General features: G+C 48.7%; 21 protein-coding genes. 1 reads left to right on the forward strand and 20 read right to left on the reverse strand.

Translation table 11 applies throughout. From position 1 onward, the window contains the following. Positions 1-27 precede the first annotated feature (27 nt). The 16 genes from GVY43_RS11035 to metG all read right to left on the reverse strand — a co-directional run bounded on the left by GVY43_RS11035 (position 28) and on the right by metG (position 18,091). The gene (locus GVY43_RS11035) at positions 28-300 is read right to left on the reverse strand and encodes an RNA-binding S4 domain-containing protein (RefSeq protein ID WP_012727726.1); all 273 of its coding nucleotides are present in this window, start codon (positions 298-300) and stop codon (positions 28-30) included. Further along, positions 297-1,712, reverse strand: coding sequence for a nucleoside triphosphate pyrophosphohydrolase (mazG, locus tag GVY43_RS11040; RefSeq protein WP_159563169.1), 1,416 nt, complete (start codon positions 1,710-1,712; stop codon positions 297-299). The genes GVY43_RS11035 and mazG overlap by 4 nt, the downstream gene beginning before the upstream one ends. Position 1,713: 1 nt before the next feature. After that, a complete protein-coding gene (locus tag GVY43_RS11045) occupies positions 1,714-3,261 on the reverse strand; it encodes a polysaccharide biosynthesis protein (RefSeq protein WP_159563170.1) in 1,548 nt (515 codons plus the stop codon). Beyond that, a complete protein-coding gene (gene mfd, locus GVY43_RS11050) occupies positions 3,245-6,772 on the reverse strand; it encodes a transcription-repair coupling factor (RefSeq protein WP_159563171.1) in 3,528 nt (1,175 codons plus the stop codon). Before mfd ends, GVY43_RS11045 begins: the two co-directional genes overlap by 17 nt. A 45-nt stretch (positions 6,773-6,817) precedes the next feature. Further along, positions 6,818-7,375 (reverse strand): aminoacyl-tRNA hydrolase, encoded by a 558-nt coding sequence (pth, locus tag GVY43_RS11055; RefSeq protein ID WP_012727730.1) that lies wholly within the window; start codon positions 7,373-7,375, stop codon positions 6,818-6,820. A 55-nt stretch (positions 7,376-7,430) separates the two neighbouring features. After that, the gene (locus GVY43_RS11060; protein ID WP_012727731.1) at positions 7,431-8,387 is read right to left on the reverse strand and encodes a ribose-phosphate diphosphokinase; all 957 of its coding nucleotides are present in this window, start codon (positions 8,385-8,387) and stop codon (positions 7,431-7,433) included. Between the two features lie 45 nt (positions 8,388-8,432). Then, positions 8,433-9,788: a bifunctional UDP-N-acetylglucosamine diphosphorylase/glucosamine-1-phosphate N-acetyltransferase GlmU gene (gene glmU / locus GVY43_RS11065; RefSeq protein ID WP_012727732.1), complete on the reverse strand. Its 1,356-nt coding sequence runs from the start codon at positions 9,786-9,788 to the stop codon at positions 8,433-8,435. Between the two features lie 184 nt (positions 9,789-9,972). Further along, the gene (spoVG, locus tag GVY43_RS11070; RefSeq protein WP_012727733.1) at positions 9,973-10,272 is read right to left on the reverse strand and encodes a septation regulator SpoVG; all 300 of its coding nucleotides are present in this window, start codon (positions 10,270-10,272) and stop codon (positions 9,973-9,975) included. Positions 10,273-10,412: 140 nt separating this feature from the next. After that, positions 10,413-11,237: a pur operon repressor gene (gene purR, locus GVY43_RS11075; protein ID WP_012727734.1), complete on the reverse strand. Its 825-nt coding sequence runs from the start codon at positions 11,235-11,237 to the stop codon at positions 10,413-10,415. A 73-nt stretch (positions 11,238-11,310) separates the two neighbouring features. Then, on the reverse strand, positions 11,311-12,174 hold the full coding sequence (gene ispE, locus GVY43_RS11080) for a 4-(cytidine 5'-diphospho)-2-C-methyl-D-erythritol kinase (RefSeq protein ID WP_196430277.1): 864 nt from the start codon (positions 12,172-12,174) through the stop codon (positions 11,311-11,313). A 100-nt stretch (positions 12,175-12,274) separates the two neighbouring features. Beyond that, positions 12,275-12,511 (reverse strand): Veg family protein, encoded by a 237-nt coding sequence (locus tag GVY43_RS11085; protein ID WP_012727736.1) that lies wholly within the window; start codon positions 12,509-12,511, stop codon positions 12,275-12,277. A gap of 82 nt (positions 12,512-12,593) precedes the next feature. Continuing rightward, positions 12,594-13,472 carry a 16S rRNA (adenine(1518)-N(6)/adenine(1519)-N(6))-dimethyltransferase RsmA gene (gene rsmA, locus GVY43_RS11090; protein ID WP_159563173.1) on the reverse strand — a complete coding sequence of 293 codons (879 nt, stop codon included), beginning with the start codon at positions 13,470-13,472 and terminating at the stop codon, positions 12,594-12,596. Beyond that, the gene (gene rnmV, locus GVY43_RS11095) at positions 13,469-14,029 is read right to left on the reverse strand and encodes a ribonuclease M5 (RefSeq protein ID WP_074035294.1); all 561 of its coding nucleotides are present in this window, start codon (positions 14,027-14,029) and stop codon (positions 13,469-13,471) included. The genes rsmA and rnmV overlap by 4 nt, the downstream gene beginning before the upstream one ends. After that, positions 14,022-15,314, reverse strand: a complete 1,293-nt coding sequence (locus tag GVY43_RS11100; RefSeq protein ID WP_159563174.1) for a 3D domain-containing protein — start codon at positions 15,312-15,314, stop codon at positions 14,022-14,024. The genes rnmV and GVY43_RS11100 overlap by 8 nt, the downstream gene beginning before the upstream one ends. After that, positions 15,311-16,078 carry a TatD family hydrolase gene (locus tag GVY43_RS11105; RefSeq protein WP_159563175.1) on the reverse strand — a complete coding sequence of 256 codons (768 nt, stop codon included), beginning with the start codon at positions 16,076-16,078 and terminating at the stop codon, positions 15,311-15,313. Before GVY43_RS11105 ends, GVY43_RS11100 begins: the two co-directional genes overlap by 4 nt. Before the next feature lie 51 nt (positions 16,079-16,129). Continuing rightward, positions 16,130-18,091 carry a methionine--tRNA ligase gene (gene metG, locus GVY43_RS11110; protein WP_159563176.1) on the reverse strand — a complete coding sequence of 654 codons (1,962 nt, stop codon included), beginning with the start codon at positions 18,089-18,091 and terminating at the stop codon, positions 16,130-16,132. Between the two features lie 331 nt (positions 18,092-18,422). Between metG and GVY43_RS11115 the strand changes: the two genes are divergently transcribed. Then, entirely contained in the window at positions 18,423-18,716 is a 294-nt protein-coding gene (locus tag GVY43_RS11115) for an AbrB/MazE/SpoVT family DNA-binding domain-containing protein (RefSeq protein WP_012727742.1), read from the forward strand. Between the two features lie 16 nt (positions 18,717-18,732). On the opposite strand, the gene rsmI is transcribed toward GVY43_RS11115, so the two are convergent. Genes rsmI through yabA form a run of 4 tightly spaced genes read right to left on the reverse strand, consistent with a single transcriptional unit; the run spans position 18,733 to position 20,978 of the window. Further along, positions 18,733-19,602 carry a 16S rRNA (cytidine(1402)-2'-O)-methyltransferase gene (rsmI, locus tag GVY43_RS11120; RefSeq protein ID WP_159563177.1) on the reverse strand — a complete coding sequence of 290 codons (870 nt, stop codon included), beginning with the start codon at positions 19,600-19,602 and terminating at the stop codon, positions 18,733-18,735. Next, on the reverse strand, positions 19,574-19,852 hold the full coding sequence (locus GVY43_RS11125; RefSeq protein ID WP_159563178.1) for a GIY-YIG nuclease family protein: 279 nt from the start codon (positions 19,850-19,852) through the stop codon (positions 19,574-19,576). The genes rsmI and GVY43_RS11125 overlap by 29 nt, the downstream gene beginning before the upstream one ends. Next, on the reverse strand, positions 19,845-20,582 hold the full coding sequence (locus GVY43_RS11130) for a tRNA1(Val) (adenine(37)-N6)-methyltransferase (RefSeq protein WP_159563179.1): 738 nt from the start codon (positions 20,580-20,582) through the stop codon (positions 19,845-19,847). The genes GVY43_RS11125 and GVY43_RS11130 overlap by 8 nt, the downstream gene beginning before the upstream one ends. A gap of 60 nt (positions 20,583-20,642) precedes the next feature. Then, a complete protein-coding gene (gene yabA, locus GVY43_RS11135) occupies positions 20,643-20,978 on the reverse strand; it encodes a DNA replication initiation control protein YabA (protein ID WP_012727746.1) in 336 nt (111 codons plus the stop codon). Positions 20,979-20,983: the final 5 nt, after the last annotated feature.

Genomic DNA, 20,983 nt, shown 5'->3' on the forward strand with positions numbered 1-20,983 from the left:
CTCTTAATACATTAAGTATACTTTTTTTTATGAGTTGATACTACCGTCCATCTTCTCTTCTTTAAGTAAACGATACATTTCTTTCGCATCTTCTTTACGTGCATGTTCTGCGATTGAATCGATGACGACCGTGACGAGTTTATTTCCGAAGCGAATTTGTAATTCATCTCCGACTTTGACTTCTGTGCTCGCCTTCGCGACTTGCCCATTCAGTTGGATTCGTCCTTGGTCCGCCACTTCTTTTGCCAACGTGCGACGCTTGATTAGACGTGACACTTTTAAAAACTTATCTAGTCTCATAAACCTTTCTCCTTTGCCTCGTTCCAAAGCGCATCCATCTGTTCGAGTGTCATCTGGTGAAGGTCACCGTTCGCTTCCACATACTCGAATCGACGTTTGAACTTTCGGTTCGTCTGTTCTAATGCTTGCTCGGCATTCAGCCCAACGTATCGCGCGATGTTCACGATGGAGAACAATACGTCCCCAAGTTCCGATTCATCACTTAGGTCTTCATGCCATTCTTTTAACTCTTCTTCCAGTTTTTCGAAGGCACCGGATACGTCATCCCACTCAAATCCGACGTGAGCCGCTTTCTTTTGAAGTTGCTCCGCTCGCATCAATGAAGGTTGGTCGACGAGAACACCATCGAGTTGCGATTGTTTCTTTTCCCCTTTTTCCGTCTGTTTAATCGCATTCCAGTTTTTCACCACGTCAGAGGTATCTTCGACGGTGACATCGCCAAAGACGTGTGGATGGCGGCGCACCATCTTCTCACTGATGGAACCGATTACGTCACGAATATCGAAATAGCCCTCATCTTCTCCGATTTGAGCATGCAACATCACTTGGAGCAAGACGTCACCGAGTTCTTCGATGATGGCATCATCGTCTTCTGCATTGATTGCTTCAATCAACTCATACGCCTCTTCTAATAGGTACTTGCGAAGTGACGCATGCGTCTGTTTACGATCCCACGGGCACCCGTCTGGTCCTCGAAGCGTTGCGATGATTTGTTTGAGTGTCGCAAAATCCTTCGCCAAATACGATTCATCCACGAGCGGTGGAACGTAGAGGGTCGTCAAGTTATTCACTTCCGCCATCCGGTCCATTTCGAATAACGGAATGTGCTCAATCCGTTCTTGCGTCGTACCGGCAGCCGTCACAAGGGTGACGGGATGGTCGTCCGGATACCGTTCCATCAATTGCACTTTGACGTCACCCGCCACGAATCCATCGTACACTTGCCCGATAAGCACATGTTGGGTCACCTGCAAACGTTCAAGGTCGAGTGCGGTCGCATCGAGCAGTTGAAATCCATTGATTGGGTCGATCCGGAGCGCCTGGAACATGGCATCGAGGAAACTTTGACCACCGAGTACATGAAGGTCGGCACCGCGTTCCACTAATAGTTCGACGGTCCGTTCCGCTACGAACGGGTGGCCCGGTACGGCGTATGTGATCGCCATTTCTTCACTTTTACTCAACAACGTCTCGACAATTTGGTCATAAACTTCTTCAAACGTATCACTCGATTCATAGACCGAATCAAATGATTCGAACACGAGTCCTTCCGCTTCTAACTCTTGAACGACAGGATGTTCTTTTGTGCGCAACCAGACGAGCGGTTGTTGTTTTAAATGGCGGTACACACCGAGCGGCAATTGATTCAACTCACCAGACCCGAGTCCGACCACCGTGATTGTATAACCCATATTAGTTCTCCTTTTTCTCGAGCACATCGAGCAGACGACTTCCGAACGGGATCAGTTCCCATTCCGCAAGTGACAGCATTCGCGTACTCCATAATCTCCATATATAAAGGACGGCACCGCTACACACCATTCCGATTAACCAACCGAACGCAGTGATTCGCGAATCGACCCACATCTGACCTAGCCAGTTTAACACGCCAATGAGGAACAGCATCGGTACGAGGGCTTTCCATAGTGATTTATAATGTTTCGATCGAAATGATCCGAGCGGAATCGAACGGTCAAGCGCCCGAAAATTATAGAATGCCATCGCTAAAAATCCAATCGACGTCCCGATTGCCGCGCCTTCGATTCCGTAACTCGGGACAAGCCATGCGTTTACCATACTTTTCACTAAAATTGCGACGACCATACTTCGTGCCGCGACCCACTCTCGGTCAATCGCCTGCAAACAAGTCATACTCGCAATCGCCAAGGAGGCAGCAAACGTACTCGTCGCTAAGAAGACAAGGGCTCGCGTCCCGGACTCGTCTTCAAACAAGGCCACGTTCAAGAAAAACATGACTCCCATCAACCCGATGGTCGCTGCACCAGCAATCGCCGTCGTCACACGAATCATCGAACGGAGTCCCTGTGTCGTCTTTTGGAGATGCCCTGCCCGATAGTGACGGACGAGCGTCGGCACGTTGGCCATCCCGATGGTCGTGGTGAACAAAATGGCGAATTGCACGAGCGGATATCCTCGATCGAACACTCCTTTGCTCACCTTCGCCTCATATGTGCCACCCATCAAATTGACGATGGTGAAGGAGTCGACCAGTTGCATCCATAAAATCCCGAGTGATGCGAATCCGACCGCGAAACCCGTCGTCAACAAGAGTTTCATTCCTCTCCGAAACGTGACGCGGCGCACCCTCACAATCCGCACTCCTCGTGCGCGATAAACTAAAAAGGCAATCGCCACAAGCCCACCGATGAGCGTCGCACCATACGCATATTGACTGAGCGTATATGCATCTTTTCCGAGACGGACCCCAATCCATAATAGGGACAGCATGACCGTCACGCGGACAAAGTTCTCGAGCACTTGCGACCATGCGCTCGGTCGTAAGTCATCTCTCGATTGAAAAGCCCCGCGCAACACGGCTGACGCCGGCATGAGTAAATAACTCAAACTGATCACGCGAAGTGCAGGAGCTAGCTGCTCATCTCCAAGCCATTTCGCTAGGGTCGGGGCAAACAGCCATACCGTGACGACAAGCATGGACGAGAGTAGAAGTAAGGCGTAAAAGCTTCCCCATAAGACTTCTAACTTACGATTCGTCCCTTTCGCACCGACGCCGATTTTCGCAATGACGACCGGCATCGCATAAATGCCGAGTGACGCCACGATGGCCGCGAACGGATAGACGGTTTGATAGGCATAAAGTCCGAAGTCCCCCGCCAAGTTTTGATAGGGGACACGATAGGCGAAGCTGATCAGTTTCGATACGTAGCCGGCAAGGGCGAACAGAACGACGCCTTGCGCAAACTTACTTGGCGACCGCATCGCCCACCAACCGCTTCATCAGTTCTTCTAATACAGTATCGGCATCATTCAAGAGCTCTGTTAGCGGCATCCGACCGCTGAGTGACAGTTTCAAGGCGCCGTCTTCTTGCCCTACGCCAAGCTTACGACCAAGAGGCATCGACCACTCCATGAAGGACGGGACATCCAGAGCCATCGTCGATTCTTTCGATAAGACAATTTCGATACGTCCTGGCGTCTGCTTGATTCGACTCACTTTTGCCAGTTCTCCATAAATACGCAGACGTGTCAATTGAATGAGCAACGCGACCGGTTCCGGGAATTCGCCAAATCGTTCAATCAGTTCATCTTGAAGGGCGAACAACGCGTTCGGCGTATCTACATATTTGAAGCGTTTGTACATCTCAATCTTCAATTCGCTATCTGACAAGTAGTCATCAGGGATATACGCATCGGCCTGGAAAGTGATCTCCGGTTTGAAGACGACTTGTTTCGCTTGTCCACGCATGCGGTCTTTCCGTTCCTCAATGGCTTCAGAGAGCATTTGTGAGTACAGATCGAAACCGACCGAATCGATGAATCCAGACTGTTGTGCACCGAGTAAGTTCCCGGCCCCACGAATCGACAAGTCGCGCATCGCAATCTTAAAACCACTGCCGAGCTCTGTGAACTCTTTGATGGCCTGAAGACGACTTTCTGCCACTTCCGTCAAGCGCTTGTCTTTCCGATACGTAAAGTACGCATAGGCGATGCGATTCGAACGTCCGACACGACCTCGGAGTTGGTAGAGCTGGGACAGTCCCATTTTGTCGGCATCGTGGACGATGAGGGTGTTGACGTTTGGAATGTCGATTCCCGTCTCGATGATTGTCGTTGAGACTAAAATATCCGCCTCGCCCTCTAGGAAGCTGATTAACTGGCTCTCGAGCTCACTTTCAGTCATACGTCCATGGGCCGTAGCAATTCGTGCATCCGGCAATAAGGCCCGGATCTCTTCCGCTTTCCGTTCGATCCCTTCGACACGGTTATAGAGGAAGAACGCCTGTCCTCCGCGAGCGAGTTCACGTTCGAGCGCTTCACGCAAGACGATGCCGTCGTATTCCATGACGTATGTTTGGACAGGATAACGATTCTCTGGCGGTGTCTCCAATACGGACAAGTCACGGATTCCGATCATCGACATATGCAATGTCCGTGGAATCGGTGTCGCCGTCAACGTGAGGACGTCGATGTTCGTCTTCAACTGTTTCAGACGCTCTTTATGTTTGACGCCGAACCGTTGTTCTTCATCGATGATGACGAGACCGAGGTTGGCGAACGTCACGTCTTTGGACAACACGCGGTGTGTCCCGACGACGATGTCAATGGTACCTTCTTTCAAACCTTTCTTCGTCGCCGTCATTTCACTCTTCGAACGGAAACGACTCATGACCGATACGTTGATCGGGAATTCGCTGAACCGCTCGAGCATCGTTTCATAATGCTGTTGGGCGAGGACGGTCGTCGGGACAAGAAAGGCCACTTGTTTACCGGCGAGCACGGCTTTGAACGCCGCCCGAATTGCCACTTCCGTTTTTCCGTATCCGACATCTCCACACAAAAGGCGATCCATCGGACGGGAGCGTTCCATATCCGCTTTGATTTCTGCAATCGAACGGACCTGGTCTTCTGTCTCGGCGTACGGGAAAGAGGATTCGAACTGACCCATTTCTTCATCGTCCGGAGGGAACGCGAAACCGACCGAGGCCTCTCGTGCCGCGTACAATTTAATGAGCTCATCAGCAATGTCTTCAACCGATTTGGCAACTTTCGATTTTACTTTCTTCCACTCGGTGCCGCCGAGTTTATAAATCTTTGGCTCTTTTCCTTCGGCACCGACATATTTTTGGACGAGATCGATTTGGTCGACCGGCACGTAGAGGGCGTCGTCCCCTGCATAGACGAGGTGCAGGTAATCCTGATGGATTCCACCGACCTCGATTGTTTTAATGCCAAGGTACTTCCCGATTCCGTGGTGCACGTGGACGACATAATCGTTCGGTTTCAGCTCTTGGTAACTCTTGATTCGTTCGGCGTTCGTCAAATTCTTCGTCTGACGTTTTCGTTTCGTCACACGCTTGAACAACTCTTCTTCCGATATGACAACGAGACGGCTCGTCGACAGTTCGAATCCCCCTTCGATTTGACCGATGATGACCGAGACACGTCTCGGTTCTAACTCTCCATCGACATTGGTGAAGGTCGAGGCGATTCCATAGTCGGAAAGAAGCGCTTCAATCTTATCTGCACGCGACTTATCTCCCGCAAGTACGACGATTCGTTGATCACCTTGCTGCCATCGTTCGACTTCCTGCTTCAATAGATGCATCTGACCGTGGAACGCCGGTAGCGGACGACAGCTCAAATGGACCGTATCGCTCTCCGGAATGCCCGAACGACGAGACGGAAGCAAGGAGAACGCGACTTGCTTCAAGTCGCGGAAGACTTTATGCATCGGGACGGCGAGCGTGTAATTGCTGACAGCCTCCCCTTTTTCGATAAGTGAGGAGAACCATTCCGCCTCTTCACGATCCTGTACGTCCGCAGCGTCCTCGATTCGTGCCACCTCATCTAAAATGAGGACGGCGTCTTTCCCAACGTAGTCAAGGAGTGTGGACGTATAGAGCAATGGCGAATACTTCCCAACTTTCTCCGGAAGGTCTCCACGCTCAAGCCGCTCGATGTCTGTCATGACTCCTTCTTCAAGGGCTTGACGGATCACTTCATTCCCAATCAACTCGACGGTTCGGTCGTACTGCTTCCGAAGCGTACCGCCCGCCTGCTTCAGCTGATTCTCCGTTGCGATGAACTCGGTCGCAGGCGTAATGCACACTTCCCCCACTACACCAAGCGAGCGTTGCGTTTCCGCGTCAAACGTGAAAATTGAGTCAATCTCGGTGTCGAACAGGTCGATTCGATATGGGCGCGCTTCTGTAAGCGGATAAACATCTAGAATACTCCCTCGTACGGAAAATTCACCAGGTGTCGTCACCGTTGCCGTTCGTTCATAGCCCATGCCCGTCAATTGTTTCGAAAAATCCGCTAAATCGAGGTCACTTCCTGGCTTCAACATGATGCGACTGTCTTGCCACGCTTCCGGACTTGGTACATAGCGTCGTAATCCACCAAGCGGCACGACAACAACGCCTCCTGTTTGGTCGAGGAGACGAGTACGGGCATCAATTCGGGCGGCTAACAGTTCCGGACTAGACGTCAGTGACAGTTCACCTGCTAGCGTCTCATCGATCGGATACAACAACGTTTTGTCCGGACCGATGAGTGATTCAAGTTGATCGAACATCTTTTGGGCTTGATACATGTTATGCGTCACGACAATAAGACGTCTCGAGGACGATTTCACGAGTCCAGCCAAGACGAGCGCTTTTGCGCTTGTCGTCAAACCCGTCACCAATTGACGGTCTACTTTTTGGAGTCGCTCTCGAATCACATTCGTTTCAGGGAGCGCCACCATAAATCTCTCTAAAGCATTCATTTGTTTTCCTCCAACTCATACGACAAAAAAGGGTACAATGACCCTTTAGTTGTATCGATTCATCAGCGCCAGCCAATCTGTATCCACAAAATCAGTGGCTGCGGTTACGGCGTTGTCGAGTGTTTCATTTAATTCTGGTAACTCGTCTTTACGATAGTTCATCAACACCCAGTCGACGACTTTAATCGGGTGCGGGGGACGACCGATTCCGAGCTTCAATCGTTTAAATTCAGCCGTTCCCAAGTGTTGAATGAGAGATTTAATCCCATTATGACCACCTGCGCTCCCTTTCGGACGGAAACGAAGTTTGCCAGGCACCATATCCAAATCGTCATAAATGACTAATAAATCATCAATTTCAATTTTATAATAATCTAAAATGGGACGGACGGCTTCACCCGACAAGTTCATATACGTGAGTGGTTTGACAAGTACAACGCGTTCACCATTGATTCTTCCCGTTCCCATAAGGGCATTAAACTTCGCTTCATTCAGCGAGATGCCATGCTTTTCGGCGAGACGGTCAATTGCTAAAAAACCGACATTGTGCCGCGTCATCTCAAACTTTTTCCCGGGATTCCCAAGACCGACGATGCATTTCATATCATTTCCTCCTGAACAAAAAAGCCCAAAGGCGAATGCCTCCGGGCCTCGTTTTTTAATCGAATAGGGTACTGACCGATTTATGCTCGTGTACGCGCATAATCGCTTCCCCAAGCAAATGGGCGACCGACATTTGCTTGATCTTGCTCGAGCAAGGACGACCCGTCAAATCGATGGTATTTAAGACGACCAACTCTTTGATTGATGAATTGTCGATACGTTCCATCGCTGGACCAGAAAGGACTGGGTGTGTACAAGACGCATACACTTCTTTCGCACCCGCTTCGACGATAGCATCTGCCGCAAGTGTGATCGTTCCAGCTGTATCGATGATGTCGTCGATCAAAATCGCCGTTTTCCCTTCGACACTGCCGACGATATTCATGACTTCAGCGACGTTCGCTTTCGGACGACGCTTGTCAATGATAGCAATCGGCGCTTTCAAACGTTCTGCCAATTTACGTGCACGTGTCACGCCACCGTGGTCTGGAGAAACGACCACGATATCTTTCGCTTGAAACTCTTCTGTTTCAAAGTAAGTCGAGATGAGCGGTACACCAAGTAATTGGTCAACCGGAATATTGAAGAATCCTTGAATTTGCGCTGCATGCAAATCCATCGTGATGACGCGTGTCGCACCCGCTACTGTAAGAAGGTCAGCGACAAGTTTCGCCGTGATCGGTTCACGCGAGCGTGCTTTACGGTCTTGACGTGCGTACCCATAATACGGCATCACGATGTTGATCGTACGGACAGAAGCACGTTTGAGTGCATCAATCATGACGAGCAATTCCATGAGCGTTTCGTTTACAGGCGAGCTTGTTGATTGGATGACATACACATCATCTCCACGAACACTTTCCTCGATGTTGATATAGAGTTCACCGTCGCTGAAACGTTTGACTTGGCAATCGCTGAGCGGGACACCAATTTCTTTCGCGATTTCTTCAGCAAGCGGGCGGTTCGAGTTTAAGCTAAATAGACGAATTTCTCGTTCGTATACAGTAGACATGTTTAGGATTCTCCTCCGTTGTTTTCCATAATGATTGGCAGCAAGTTATCGTTTTGTGTAGCCTTCTTTATTCGTTTGGCGTTCGCGTGCAATCGCTAGCGCCTCTTCTGGTACATCACTCGTAATCGTCGATCCAGCAGCGACAATCGCGCCTTTCCCGACTTTTACAGGGGCAATCAAGTTGACGTTACAGCCAACGAATGCATCGTCTTCCACGACTGTCTCGAACTTGTTCTTACCGTCATAGTTCACTGTGATTGATCCACAGCCTAAGTTGACGCGCTCACCGATTGACGCATCCCCGATATAGCTCAGGTGTGACGCTTTCGCACCGTCACCGAACGTCGATTTTTTAATCTCTACAAAGTTGCCGACGCGCGTGTTCGCACCGAGGACAGCTTGTTGACGTAAGTGAGCGAACGGTCCGACTTGAGCCGCCTCACCGATTCGGCTATCAGTCACGACAGACTGGCGTACGACGGCATGGTCTTCAATCACACTGTTGCGGATGTCCGAGTTTGGTCCGATGACACATTCTGAGCCAATCGTCGTCTTGCCAAGAATGACCGTTCCCGGATAAATGACCGTATCCGATCCGATGACCACGTCTGGTGAAATGTACGTCGATGCCGGGTCCATGAAGGTAACCCCTTCACGCATGAGACGCTCATTTGTCCGCTTGCGCATGATGGCTTCCGCTTGCGACAAGGCGACGCGGTCATTGACCCCAATCGTCTCATCAAACGTCGGTGCTGTATGCGCCGCAACCACTTCGCCCGCTTCTTTTGCGATTGAAATGACGTCAGGTAAGTAATATTCGCCCTGTGCATTGTTGTTACCGACTTGTTTGAGCGCATCGAACAACAATTCGTTATCGAATACGTACGTCCCTGTGTTGATTTCATTGATGGCAAGTTCTGCTTCTGAAGCATCTTTATGTTCCACGACTTTCGTCACATTCCCATCTTCACCACGAACGACTCGACCATATCCGGTCGCATCGTCAGCAATCGCAGTCAACACCGTGACTTTTGCTTGTTGCGCTTCGTGATGCGCGAGAAGGGCTTCTAACGTTTCTGCCGTGAGTAACGGTGTATCTCCACAGACGACAAGCGTCGCCCCTGATTTACCCGCAAGTTCTGCTTCAGCCATCTGAACAGCATGTCCTGTTCCAAGCTGCTCTTCCTGGACCGCATACTCTACCCGTGTGCCGAGCGTGTCTTGTACCGCTTCCGCCCCATGGCCAACGATTACGATTTGACGACTGACACCGATTTGGTCTAACTGATCGACAACATGTTCGACCATTGGTTTCCCTAGAACCGGATGAAGTACTTTATATAACTTCGACTTCATTCGCGTCCCTTTTCCTGCTGCCAAAATGACTGCAAAACGCTCCATGCTTGATTCGCTCCTATCTCACAACAGCTGTGATTGGTCTGTATAGTTCGGCTTTTCTGCAACTAAATCCTATTTACACCGTTTCTACTATATCGAAACCATGCCTTCGTTTCAATAGTTGTACCGTTCCTTAACCATTGAAACGCAAAAAAACAGCGGTAGGCAACCTAACCGCTGTTTTCTGTCATTCATGTGTACCGTATGACACATGTTGTGGGTCAAGGATTTCCACATCCATATTGGAATAGGTTTCCAATACAGCCGCTTCGACCTTTTGTCGCATCTCCCCGTTAATCGGATGCGCAATATCCCGAAAAATCCCTTCTGGTGTCCGTTTGCTCGGCATGGCGACAAATAGACCGCTACTTCCTTCGATGATTCGAAGATCGTGTACAACGAATTCATGGTCAAGTGTGATTGAGGCCAACGCTTTCATTCTGCCTTCTGTCGCGACTTTGCGAATTTTTACGTCTGTGATCTGCATGTTTCGCATCCCCTTTTTCATCGTTGTCTACGCCATGGTGTGGTCTTCTGTAAGGTTCAGTTGGTTTCAAACGAACGTCATGACTCCATATTGATAACTCTATACCCTCTAATCATAAAACGAAATCAAAATTTTGCCAATCACTTTAAGAATTGTTCCACATTCCCCCGCGAAATGGTGACCAGCCCTTCATCAGGATCGACATTCGTCAATTTCATCAAGCTGACGTATTCACTCACCATCTTTTTCTCGGCCCCTTCGGCCTCCATCAAGACACCGACACCCGCAAGATTGGCTTCAAATTCATTCAAGAGGCTCATCATCCCACGAATCGTCCCGCCGGCCTTCATGAAATCATCAATCAAAAGCACATTCGCACCACGTGGCAGACTGCGACGTGCAAGCGCCATCGTACGAATCGCTTTCGATGAACCTGATACATAGTTGATGCTGACCGTCGAACCTTCTGTGACACGGCTATCTGAACGCACAATCACAAACGGAACGCCCAACTGTTCAGCGACCGCATAGGCAAGGGGAATCCCTTTCGTCGCAATCGTCATGACCACATCGACTTTCCGGTCGGCGAAGACGGACGCAAAAACCTGCCCCATCGGTTTCACTTGGCTTGGATTACCTAGTACATCTGTGAGGTAGAGATAGCCTCCTGGTAAGAGACGCTCCGGTTTTGATAGTTGCTCACAGAGCGTATCAATCATCTCTAGCGATTTTTCTTTACTCCATCCTGGGATAAACATGACACCACCGGCTGCACCAGGGACAGTGACCAGTTTTCCAATCCCATCATGGGACAACATTTCACTGACAATGACAAGGTCTTCGCTAATCGACGACTTTGCAGCTTTATAGCGACTTGAAAACATCGACAACGAGACAAGCTGATGCGGATGATCAAGTAAATAACGGGTCATATCGACGAGACGACCACTTCTACGAATTTTCATACGGATTCTCCTTCACATCTTCAATAATAAACGAATGTTCTATTGAAAATATATCACTTTCATTCGTTTTTGTTCAATGTCTTTTGCCGAGAATCCGAACGACGAACACTTCTGGGCAAAATCCTTTCAATCCATTATAGATTCGATGCGCTTTTTGCTCATGTTCGATCAGCGCAAACACGGTCGGTCCGCTTCCACTCATGAGAACACCTTCCGCTCCGCAATGACGCATCGTTTCTTTGATTTGTTTCACTTCCGGGTGAAGCTTAAGTGTCACACTCTCAAGTGAGTTACCAAGGTGTTCACAGATTCCATGGAAATCTTTTTGACGAATCGCCTCTACCATGGCCTCGGTATCAGGGTGATGCACCTCTTCCATACGCACTGCCCGATACACATCTGCCGTCGATACCCCGATTTTCGGTTTACCGAGAACGACATAGCACGGTGGCGGGGCCGGAATCATTTCTAACTGTTCACCACGACCACGGGCGATAGCTGTTCCGCCGATGACACAAAATGAGACGTCCGATCCAATCTCGGCACCGAGCTCTGCTAGCTCCTCTAATGACAAGTTCAATGAAAACAGTTCGTTCATCCCACGGAGCGTTGCCGCCGCATCACTCGAGCCACCTGCAAGGCCAGCTGCCACGGGAATCTGTTTATCGAGCACAATCTCGACCCCTTGCTGAATGTTAAAACGTTCGCGCAACAATTCTGCTGCTCGATACGCCAAATTCCGATGATCATTCGGCACATAGGCGTGTTCTGATTGAATCCGAATCTCATCCGACTCTAAAACTGTCAACTCCAAGCGATCTGCCAAGTCGACTGTCGTCATTACCATTTCTACTTCATGATAGCCGTCCGGACGCTTTCCAAGGACATCAAGTGTCAAATTAATTTTTGCCGGCGCTTTCACACTGATCGTGCGCATCACGTTCACCCTTCCCATTTGTCTCCTGTTCGCCATTGTACCGTAAACGGGCGCACAAAAAAAGAAGCAGCTGCCAATGCATCCGCCCCTCATTTATAAATCAATTACCGAATTCAATTTTAACTGTATCCGTTAGGACATCAGCGTAGCTATACGAGACACGTTCCACATTATGCAGGTCTTCATCCAATTTCACAACGAACACCGCAGGATATGTCTCAACGAGCGTTCCAAACCGAGTAACAACTTTCTTACGACCGCCGTTTGCTTTCAACGTCAATCGTTCACCAACATGCGATTCGAGTTTTTGTCTGATTTCTTGTAACGTCTTTGGCATACGCTTCACCTCACTGTTACAAGTATAGCATAATTGAATATGAAAATAAAGATTAATATTATAACGACTCGTTTTCAGGTCGTCAACTATTTTTAAGTGGTAAAATTGTGTCAGACAAACGTGCGAATTCTTCTAGGCTTAACGTCTCTCCACGACGTTTCGGATCGATTCCAGCCTCGTGAAGCGAACGTTCGAGTTCGACTTTATGTTCTTTCCCGATATAGTTTGTCAAATTGTTCAGGATGGTTTTACGGCGCTGAGCGAAGCTTGCTCGGGCCACATCAAAGAAAAATGCTTCGTCTTTCACTTGTACGGCCGGTTCTTTGCGCATCCGTAGTGTAATGACGGCCGAATCGACGTTCGGCGCTGGGATGAACACGTTTTTCGGCACGATGAAACTGACTTCTGCTTCCGCATAATACTGAATCGCAATCGATAGCGAACCGTATGCTTTCGTGCCTGGTTTTGCTCCAATCCGTTCTGCCACTTCTTTTTGAATCATCATGACGAGCGAGCGGAACTTAACGCCGCTCTCAAGCAAACGCATGATGATTGGTGTCGTGACGTAGTAAGGTAAGTTGGCGACAACCGAAATATCTTCAATACCTTCGTTTAAAAATTCTTGCTCTACGATTTCCCGTAAGTTCAGTTCCAATGCATCTCCATGGATGACTTTCACATGCGGATAAGGCGACATCGTATCATCTAAAATCGGCAAAAGACGTTGGTCGATTTCAAGCGCAACGACTTTTTTGGCACGCTTGGCCGATTGTTCGGTCAATGAGCCGATTCCAGGACCGATTTCAAGGACACCGCTCGCTTCACTCAGTTCCGCTGCTCCGACAATTTTACTCAAGATGTTCAAATCGATTAAAAAGTTTTGACCGAGCGATTTTTTGAATGAAAACCCATGTCGCTCTAAAATCGCTTTCGTTCGTTGGATTGTTGCAATGTCTTTCAACCCTGTTCCTCCTCTAATTGAGCAAGTGCCTGCTCCCACTCTTCAATCGTGACGCCGAGCGCCTCGACCCGTTTTACAAATTGTTTGGCATTCGGCTCACCGATTCGAAGCAACACCCCGAGTCGCTTCCGACGCGTCGCGGCCGCTGCTCCACCGATTAAATCCGCCTCCAACACCATTTTCCGTGTGACGATTGGTTGGTCCGTTTCGACACGCGGTTCAAACACTGCTCCTAAGACACGGCGAAGTGACTCCGGACTCGCATGTTCCACACCGATTTTCCCACGCTTGTCCTTCGCCTCGGCCCGAGGCAAGTGTGCGTGCTTACATCCTTTGACGCGTTCCTCGACAATCGCCCGAATACGATCTCCTGGATAATCTGGGTCCGTCAAAATGATGACCCCGCGCTTCTCCTGAGCACGACGGATTCGTTCAATCGTCTGATCGGATACGGCAGACCCGTTCGTTTCAATCGTATCGACGTCGAACACTTCTTGAAGTCGCGCCGTGTCGTCACGCCCTTCTACGACGATAATTTCTTGTATTTTCTCACGCATTGTCTGATCCTTCTTTCTCTTCTTCCTGCTTTGGAATCACCCAGATGGTGAGTGGTTTACGACCAAACGTTACGGCCTCTTCCTTTTCATCCATCATGATATCGATTTTTTGCCCTTTGATTGCACTTCCTGTATCCAAGGCAATCGCCATACCGATACCCTCGACATATACACGGGTCCCGAGTGGAATGATGGCAGGGTCGACCGCAATGATGCGCATGCCTTCATACAAAATCGTGTCGGTTACATCATATCCGCTTCTTGTCAGCACGCGTCCGTCGTATGTTACCGTGTCTTCCGGGTTGTTCGTATAAGCGGTCGCTTCCACAAGCAATTGTTTCGCAGATGAAAAATCGAGTACGTCATCTGTTTTCGGCGGTTCGGCAATCTCGACTTCAGCTTCCGGAATGAATGGGCTCGATTCATCCGCGGTCGTTGACTCAGGCTCGGTTATCGGTTCTGCGACTTTCTTCGTTCCCACTTTGATAATCTGCGGCATCGTTTTACGCAATGTCTCGACATCTGTTTTCGTACGATTTGTAATTGTACCATTTTCCACAGTAAGTGCATACCTTGTCCGTTCAAGTCCAGGAACCCCGACCTGCACCATTTGCATCACACCTTCTTCGAGCGTATCATCCTCTTCCTCGACCACTTCAAACGGAATCAACTCACTCTCATATTGAACGACATCACGATTCGTATTGACCGTAATCGTCAATCCTTCTCGTATCGGCGTGGAAGGGGCCGGCATGACCGTATCACTTTCCGTCACATCGATGTTCTCTTGCATTAAGAGTTGCTCCACATCCGTAGCCATTGTATAAATCGTCAACGCCTCTTGACCGACAATGAGATTCACGGCCACGACCGGTTGATATCGAATCGTCATCCCATTCGTCACCGGTGTACGGACTGATGGATACACCGTATCTCCGTCTCGTACCGTGACTCCGTATCGCAGTAAGACATCCTCTACAGTCCGCTCGCGCGTCTGCACCGTCTCCGTTTGACCGTAGCCAATCTGAAGTGAGACCTCGTGTGAACGCTCAATCCGGATTAGACGGTCGTCTGGTACATCTTCACTGAGCGCCGGTGTGACATAATCTGATTCATCTAGTGTGATATTTAACTCTTCGAGCACCTCGAGAACCGAGTCGGCTCGTGTCTCATGCTCGATCACCACACCGTCATCGACGATTCGAATCGATTCAGGTTGTAACATCACGTACGCCACAGAAGCCGTCGCAATAATACCGATACTCGCTAATACACGCTTGATCATGGGAGTCGGAACAACTTCTTCGCGTTGACTGTCGTAGCAGCAGCGAGTTCATCGTAAGGCATATCGCGAAGAGTGGCGATTTCTTCGGCTACATATTTGACGTACGCTGGTTCATTTCGTTTTCCACGGAACGGTGTTGGGGTCAAGTACGGGCAGTCCGTCTCGACAAGCAGACGATCCAGTGGCACTTCTTGCGCCACCGCCTTCGGAACTTTCGCATTTTTGAACGTGACCGGTCCTCCTAACGAAATATAGAAGTTCAAGTCTAGGCACCGAGGCAAAAGTTCGACGGACATGCTGTAACTATGGAACACACCGCCGACTTCTTCAGCATGCTCTTCTTCTAAAATATCAAGGACATCTGCCGTTGCTTCTCGGTTATGAATGACAATTGGCATATTCGTTCGCTTGGCAATGGCGATCTGTTGACGGAAGAGGCGCTGTTGCACGTCTTTCGGTGATTTGTCCCAATGATAATCGAGACCGATTTCACCGAGTGCCATGACTTTCGGATGACTCATGAGTGTTTCGATTCGTGCTAAATCCGCATCCGTACAGTCAATCGCATCGACAGGATGCCATCCGACAATGGCATAAATATCTTCATGCGTTTCTGCCAGTTCAATGGCTCGATCGATGGTCGGTGTATCAAATCCAACAACGAGTAGCGGAGAAACGCCCGCTTCTCTCGCTCGCTCAATCGTCTCCTCCACGTCTTCACTGAACTGTTCCGCATTGATGTGCGTATGTGTATCAATTAACATCTTGTTTCCTCCTTAGAAAAAGAGAGGGAGACCGCGGTCTCCCCCATTCCATTATTTGACGATGGCACCGTTCGGCATCTGGTCTGAGACCGTCGCGAGCTCTAGTTTCCCGTCACGATCTGCAGCTAGAATCATCCCTTGCGAGAGTTCTCCACGGAGCTTGACTGGTTTCAAGTTTGCGACAACGATGACTTTCTTGCCAACCAAATCTTCAGGGGCATACCATTCAGCGATACCAGACACGATTTGACGCGTCTCTTTCCCAAGGTCGACTTGAAGTTTCAACAGTTTCTTCGCTTTTTTAATCTTATCGGCTTCGACGATTTGACCGACACGGAATTCGACTTGGTCGAAGACATCAATCGTGATTTCAGGACGAATGTCTTCGTCAGCTTCTTCTACTGATGCCGTCTCCGTCTCTTCAATCCGTGCTTTAGACGCCTGACGCATCATTTCTTGGATTGCATCGACTTCTTCTTTCACATCACGACGTGGGAAAATCGGTGTCCCGTCCGTCACAACTGCGTCACTAAAGTCTGCGAATGTATCCAACGCCTCCCATGACATGTCCTCTCCCTCGAGTCCGAGCTGACGGAACATCTCTTTTGGAGCGCGCGTCATGAATGGTTGAATCATGATGGCAACATGACGAAGTACGCCCGCAAGATGTGTCATGACAGAAGCCAGCTCCTCGCGCTTCGACTCCTCTTTCACGAGAACCCATGGTTGTGTCTCATCGATATATTTATTCGCACGGCTGACGAGTTGCCAAATGTTTGTGAGTGCGACCGAAAACTCCATGTGCTCCATGGCTTCTTCTGTTTTGCGTGTCGTCTCTTTCACCACGTTCAACAATTCTGCATCAAATGCCGTGACATTTCCGTTATATGCCGGAATATTTCCGTCGAAGTACTTTTTAATCATCGCAATGGTGCGATTCAATAAGTTTCCGAGGTCGTTCGCTAAATCAAAGTTCAAGCGGTCAACGAACGCTTCCGGCGTGAACGTGCCATCCGCTCCGAATGGAACTTCACGGAGAAGGTAATAGCGGACCGAGTCGAGGCCGTAACGATCAATCAATGGGATCGGGTCCACGACGTTCCCTTTCGATTTCGACATCTTCCCATCCTTCATGAGCAACCATCCGTGCGCAAATACTTGCTTCGGTAATGGAAGATCAAGCGCCATTAAGAGGGCTGGCCAAATGATCGTATGGAAACGTACGATTTCTTTCCCTACCAAATGAACGTCTGCTGGCCAGTAACGGTTGAAGAGTTCATCGTTGTCTGTGCCGTATCCGAGTGATGAGATATAGTTTGTGAGCGCATCGACCCATACGTACACGACGTGCTTCGGGTTCGATGGAACTTGTACGCCCCAGTCAAATGTCGTACGTGATACAGCCAAATCTTGAAGACCTGGCTTTAAGAAGTTATTGATCATCTCGGTTTTACGAGATTCTGGCAAAATAAAATCAGGATGTGACTCAAAATATTCAATCAAGCGGTCCGCGTATTTACTGAGGCGGAAGAAGTAGCACTCCTCACGAACGAGTTCGACCGGATGTCCACTGTCAGGACTTTTTCCATCGACGAGCTGCGATTCAGTGTAGTATGTCTCATCCGGTACGGAATACCATCCTTCGTACTCACCGAGGTAGATGTCCCCATTTTTAAGTAATGTCTCGAAAACATGCTCGACCACTTGCTTATGGCGGTCCTCTGTCGTACGGATGTAGTCATCGTACGAGATTTCGAGACGGTCCCATAAGACCTTGATCTCTTCCACGACTTCATCCACGAAAGCTTGTGGCGTCACGCCTGCTTCTTTCGCTTTTTCTTGAATCTTTTGACCGTGCTCATCCGTTCCTGTCAAATAACGGACATCAAAACCTTTTAAGCGTTTGTAGCGCGCAATCGCATCACCTGCTACCGTGGTATATGCGTGACCGATGTGCAGTTTTGCACTCGGATAATAAATTGGGGTTGTAATATAAAAAGTCGGCTTCGCCATGATTTATTCTCCATCCTTTCGACATATGCAATTTCCATTATACACGGTTCGACAAAAGAATTTCCAAACCTAATTGTTTGGAATTTTTTTGCGTTTTCTTCGTCATAAATGTTCCAAAAATACCCTTTCTTTGTTTCAAGTTCAAACTTACGGGGAAATTTAGGTATATATCGTTCTTGATTCGACAAATTTCGAAAATTTACTTTTCCAGATAGTAAGCAGTTGACTGCAATTGGAAAGTTTAGTATGCTTTTTGCTGTAGTCACATTGTCGAATTTTGACGATTCATGTCACCACGAGATTTCGACATCATTGGAGGAGGAAACACAAAATGAAATCTACAGGTATTGTACGTAAGGTTGATGAGCTTGGTCGTGTCGTTATTCCAATCGAATTGCGTCGTACACTCGGTATTGCAGAGAAAGATGCTCTCGAGATTTACGTCGACAACGATCAAATCGTTTTGAAAAAATATAAGCCAAACATGACTTGCCAAGTCACAGGCGAAGTATCAGATGATAACTTCAAATTGGCAGACGGCAAACTCATCTTGTCACCAGAAGGTGCACAACGTGTTCTCGTTGAGTTGAAGAACATGCTCGAAAATTATTACAGCGAAGAGTAAGCAAGGATTTCCTTGCTTACTCTTTTTTATGCAATTGATGATACGTATCGTATACATCATTCCGAGACTCGCCGCGGTCTTTCGCAGTCTGTTTGATTGCCGCGTTTGGTTTCAGCCCTTCTTCGATATAGTGAACCACGTGCTCGTATGCAGATAGTGTTTCCCACCATGTTGTCGTAGGTGCCGCCTCTGTCGCTCCACTCACCAAGACGACAAACTCACCACGCACTTCACCCTCACACCATGTCAACGCCTCATCCACAGTTCCTCTCAAAAACTCTTCAAACGTTTTTGTCAGTTCACGACCTAATACGATTTGTCGGTTCCCGAACACTTGTCGAATCGCTGTCAACATCTCTTTCAAACGATGAGGAGCCTCATAAAAAATGACGGTGCCAGGTTCGTATTGAATCGATTTGAGAACCTCAACCCGATCCTTCTTCTTACGCGGCAAGAAACCGTAATAGAGAAAACGTTCAGTTGCAAGACCGGATGCGACGAGTGCCGTAAGTGCTGCATTCGCACCGGGTAAGACGACAACCGGGATGTTTTCCTCAATGGCTAATCGCACGAGATCGCTTCCCGGGTCTGAAATTCCAGGCATACCTGCATCTGAGACAACGGCAATCGATTTCCCGGACAACAGATCGTCAATCAGTCTTGGACCACTCACTTCTTTATTGTGTTCATGATAGCTAATCAATTTTGTCGCAATGTCAAAGTGTCGGCAAAGCTTCATCGTTTGTCGTGTGTCTTCCGCTGCGATTAAGTCTACTTCCTGAAGGGTCCGTACCGCGCGATACGTCATATCCTCCAAGTTCCCAATTGGGGTCGGCACGACATACAACGTCGGTTGTTCAGTTTGATAGCTCTTCTGTGAATTCATTGGTCGTCCCCTCCATCAACTTCTCTTTTTGTGCTCGGGTCAATTGCTTGATGGACCATTCGTATCGCATGGCCTCCCGCTTCGTCTCAAACGATTGTACGTACCGAAGTCGTACAGGGAGACGAGCTTTCGTATATTTCGCACCTTTCCCGGCATTATGTGCAAGGAGTCGCTTTTCCACGTCTGTCGTATAGCCCGTGTAGTACGTTCCATCACCGCATTCCAAGATGTACGCATAATGTTTAGGCATCGAGAATAGCTCGCATCGCTTCTGTATACGTATCGTCTTCTTCATAGACAACAAATGGCGGTAAAATTTTAAGACCTGCTTTTCCATCTTTCGATCCCTCGATTAATAAGGTATTCGCCTCGCGTCCCGCTTTCGGGTAAACGAGTTGCATTCGTTTTGGTTCAATTCGATACGCACGCATCAACGTCAGGATATCAAGTAAACGTTCTGGCCGATGCACGAACGCCACTTTCCCTCCCGGTTTGACGAGTTGACTGGCCGTCCTGATGCAATCTTCCAACGTGCACAGCACTTCATGGCGCGCAATCGTATGATGCTCATTTTGATTTCGGAGTGACGTCTCGTTCGCTAAAAAGTAGGGCGGGTTACATGTGACTACGTCATATCGTGCATGCCCGAGCTGCGCCGCTGCCGTTTTCACATCGCCCTCCACCACTCGAATTCGCTCTTCAAGACGATTGACCGCCATGCTTCGATTCGCCATGTCGACCAGTTTCGATTGAATCTCCACACCTGTTATCGTTCCTTTTGTACGATATGACAAAAAGAGCGGGATTGCCCCGGTGCCAGCACACAAATCGACCAGTTGTCCTTTTTGGATAGGCACCCATACAAACTCTGCAAGCAGTACCGCATCTAATGAAAATGAGAACACATCATCACTTTGAATGATTTTACCTGGACGTCCGAGCAAATCATCAAGGCGTTCTCCATCCTTAACCGTTACCATCGTTTCCTCCTTCTATAAAAGAAAGGCGACGGATAGGGAACCCCTATCTATCGCCCCGTATTAATGTTTATTGAGCATCGACAAACAGAAGAGACAGTCCCCATCTTTTCGTACCTGTCCGTAATGGAGGTTACAAATGTGGAATCCTTCTTGATACAGCGCAGCCAAATTGTTCTGCCCTTTCCCAGACAATGCGATTTGTGAATCACCATTTGTCGTATCAACTTCTGCCAATTGTTCGACTTTTTCGCGTAAGTGATGATTCTCTAGATACATATGCTGGTTCTCTTCAAGCAAATAAGCGAGCTGCTCTTTTAACACGCCTAAATGTTCGGTGAGGAGCTGCATCTGTTGCTCGATCGCATCCACCCGCATCATCACTTCTTTTTTGTCCATTCTTT

The organism is Exiguobacterium sp. 8H, from assembly GCF_902506255.1.
Lineage (GTDB): Bacteria > Bacillota > Bacilli > Exiguobacteriales > Exiguobacteriaceae > Exiguobacterium > Exiguobacterium profundum.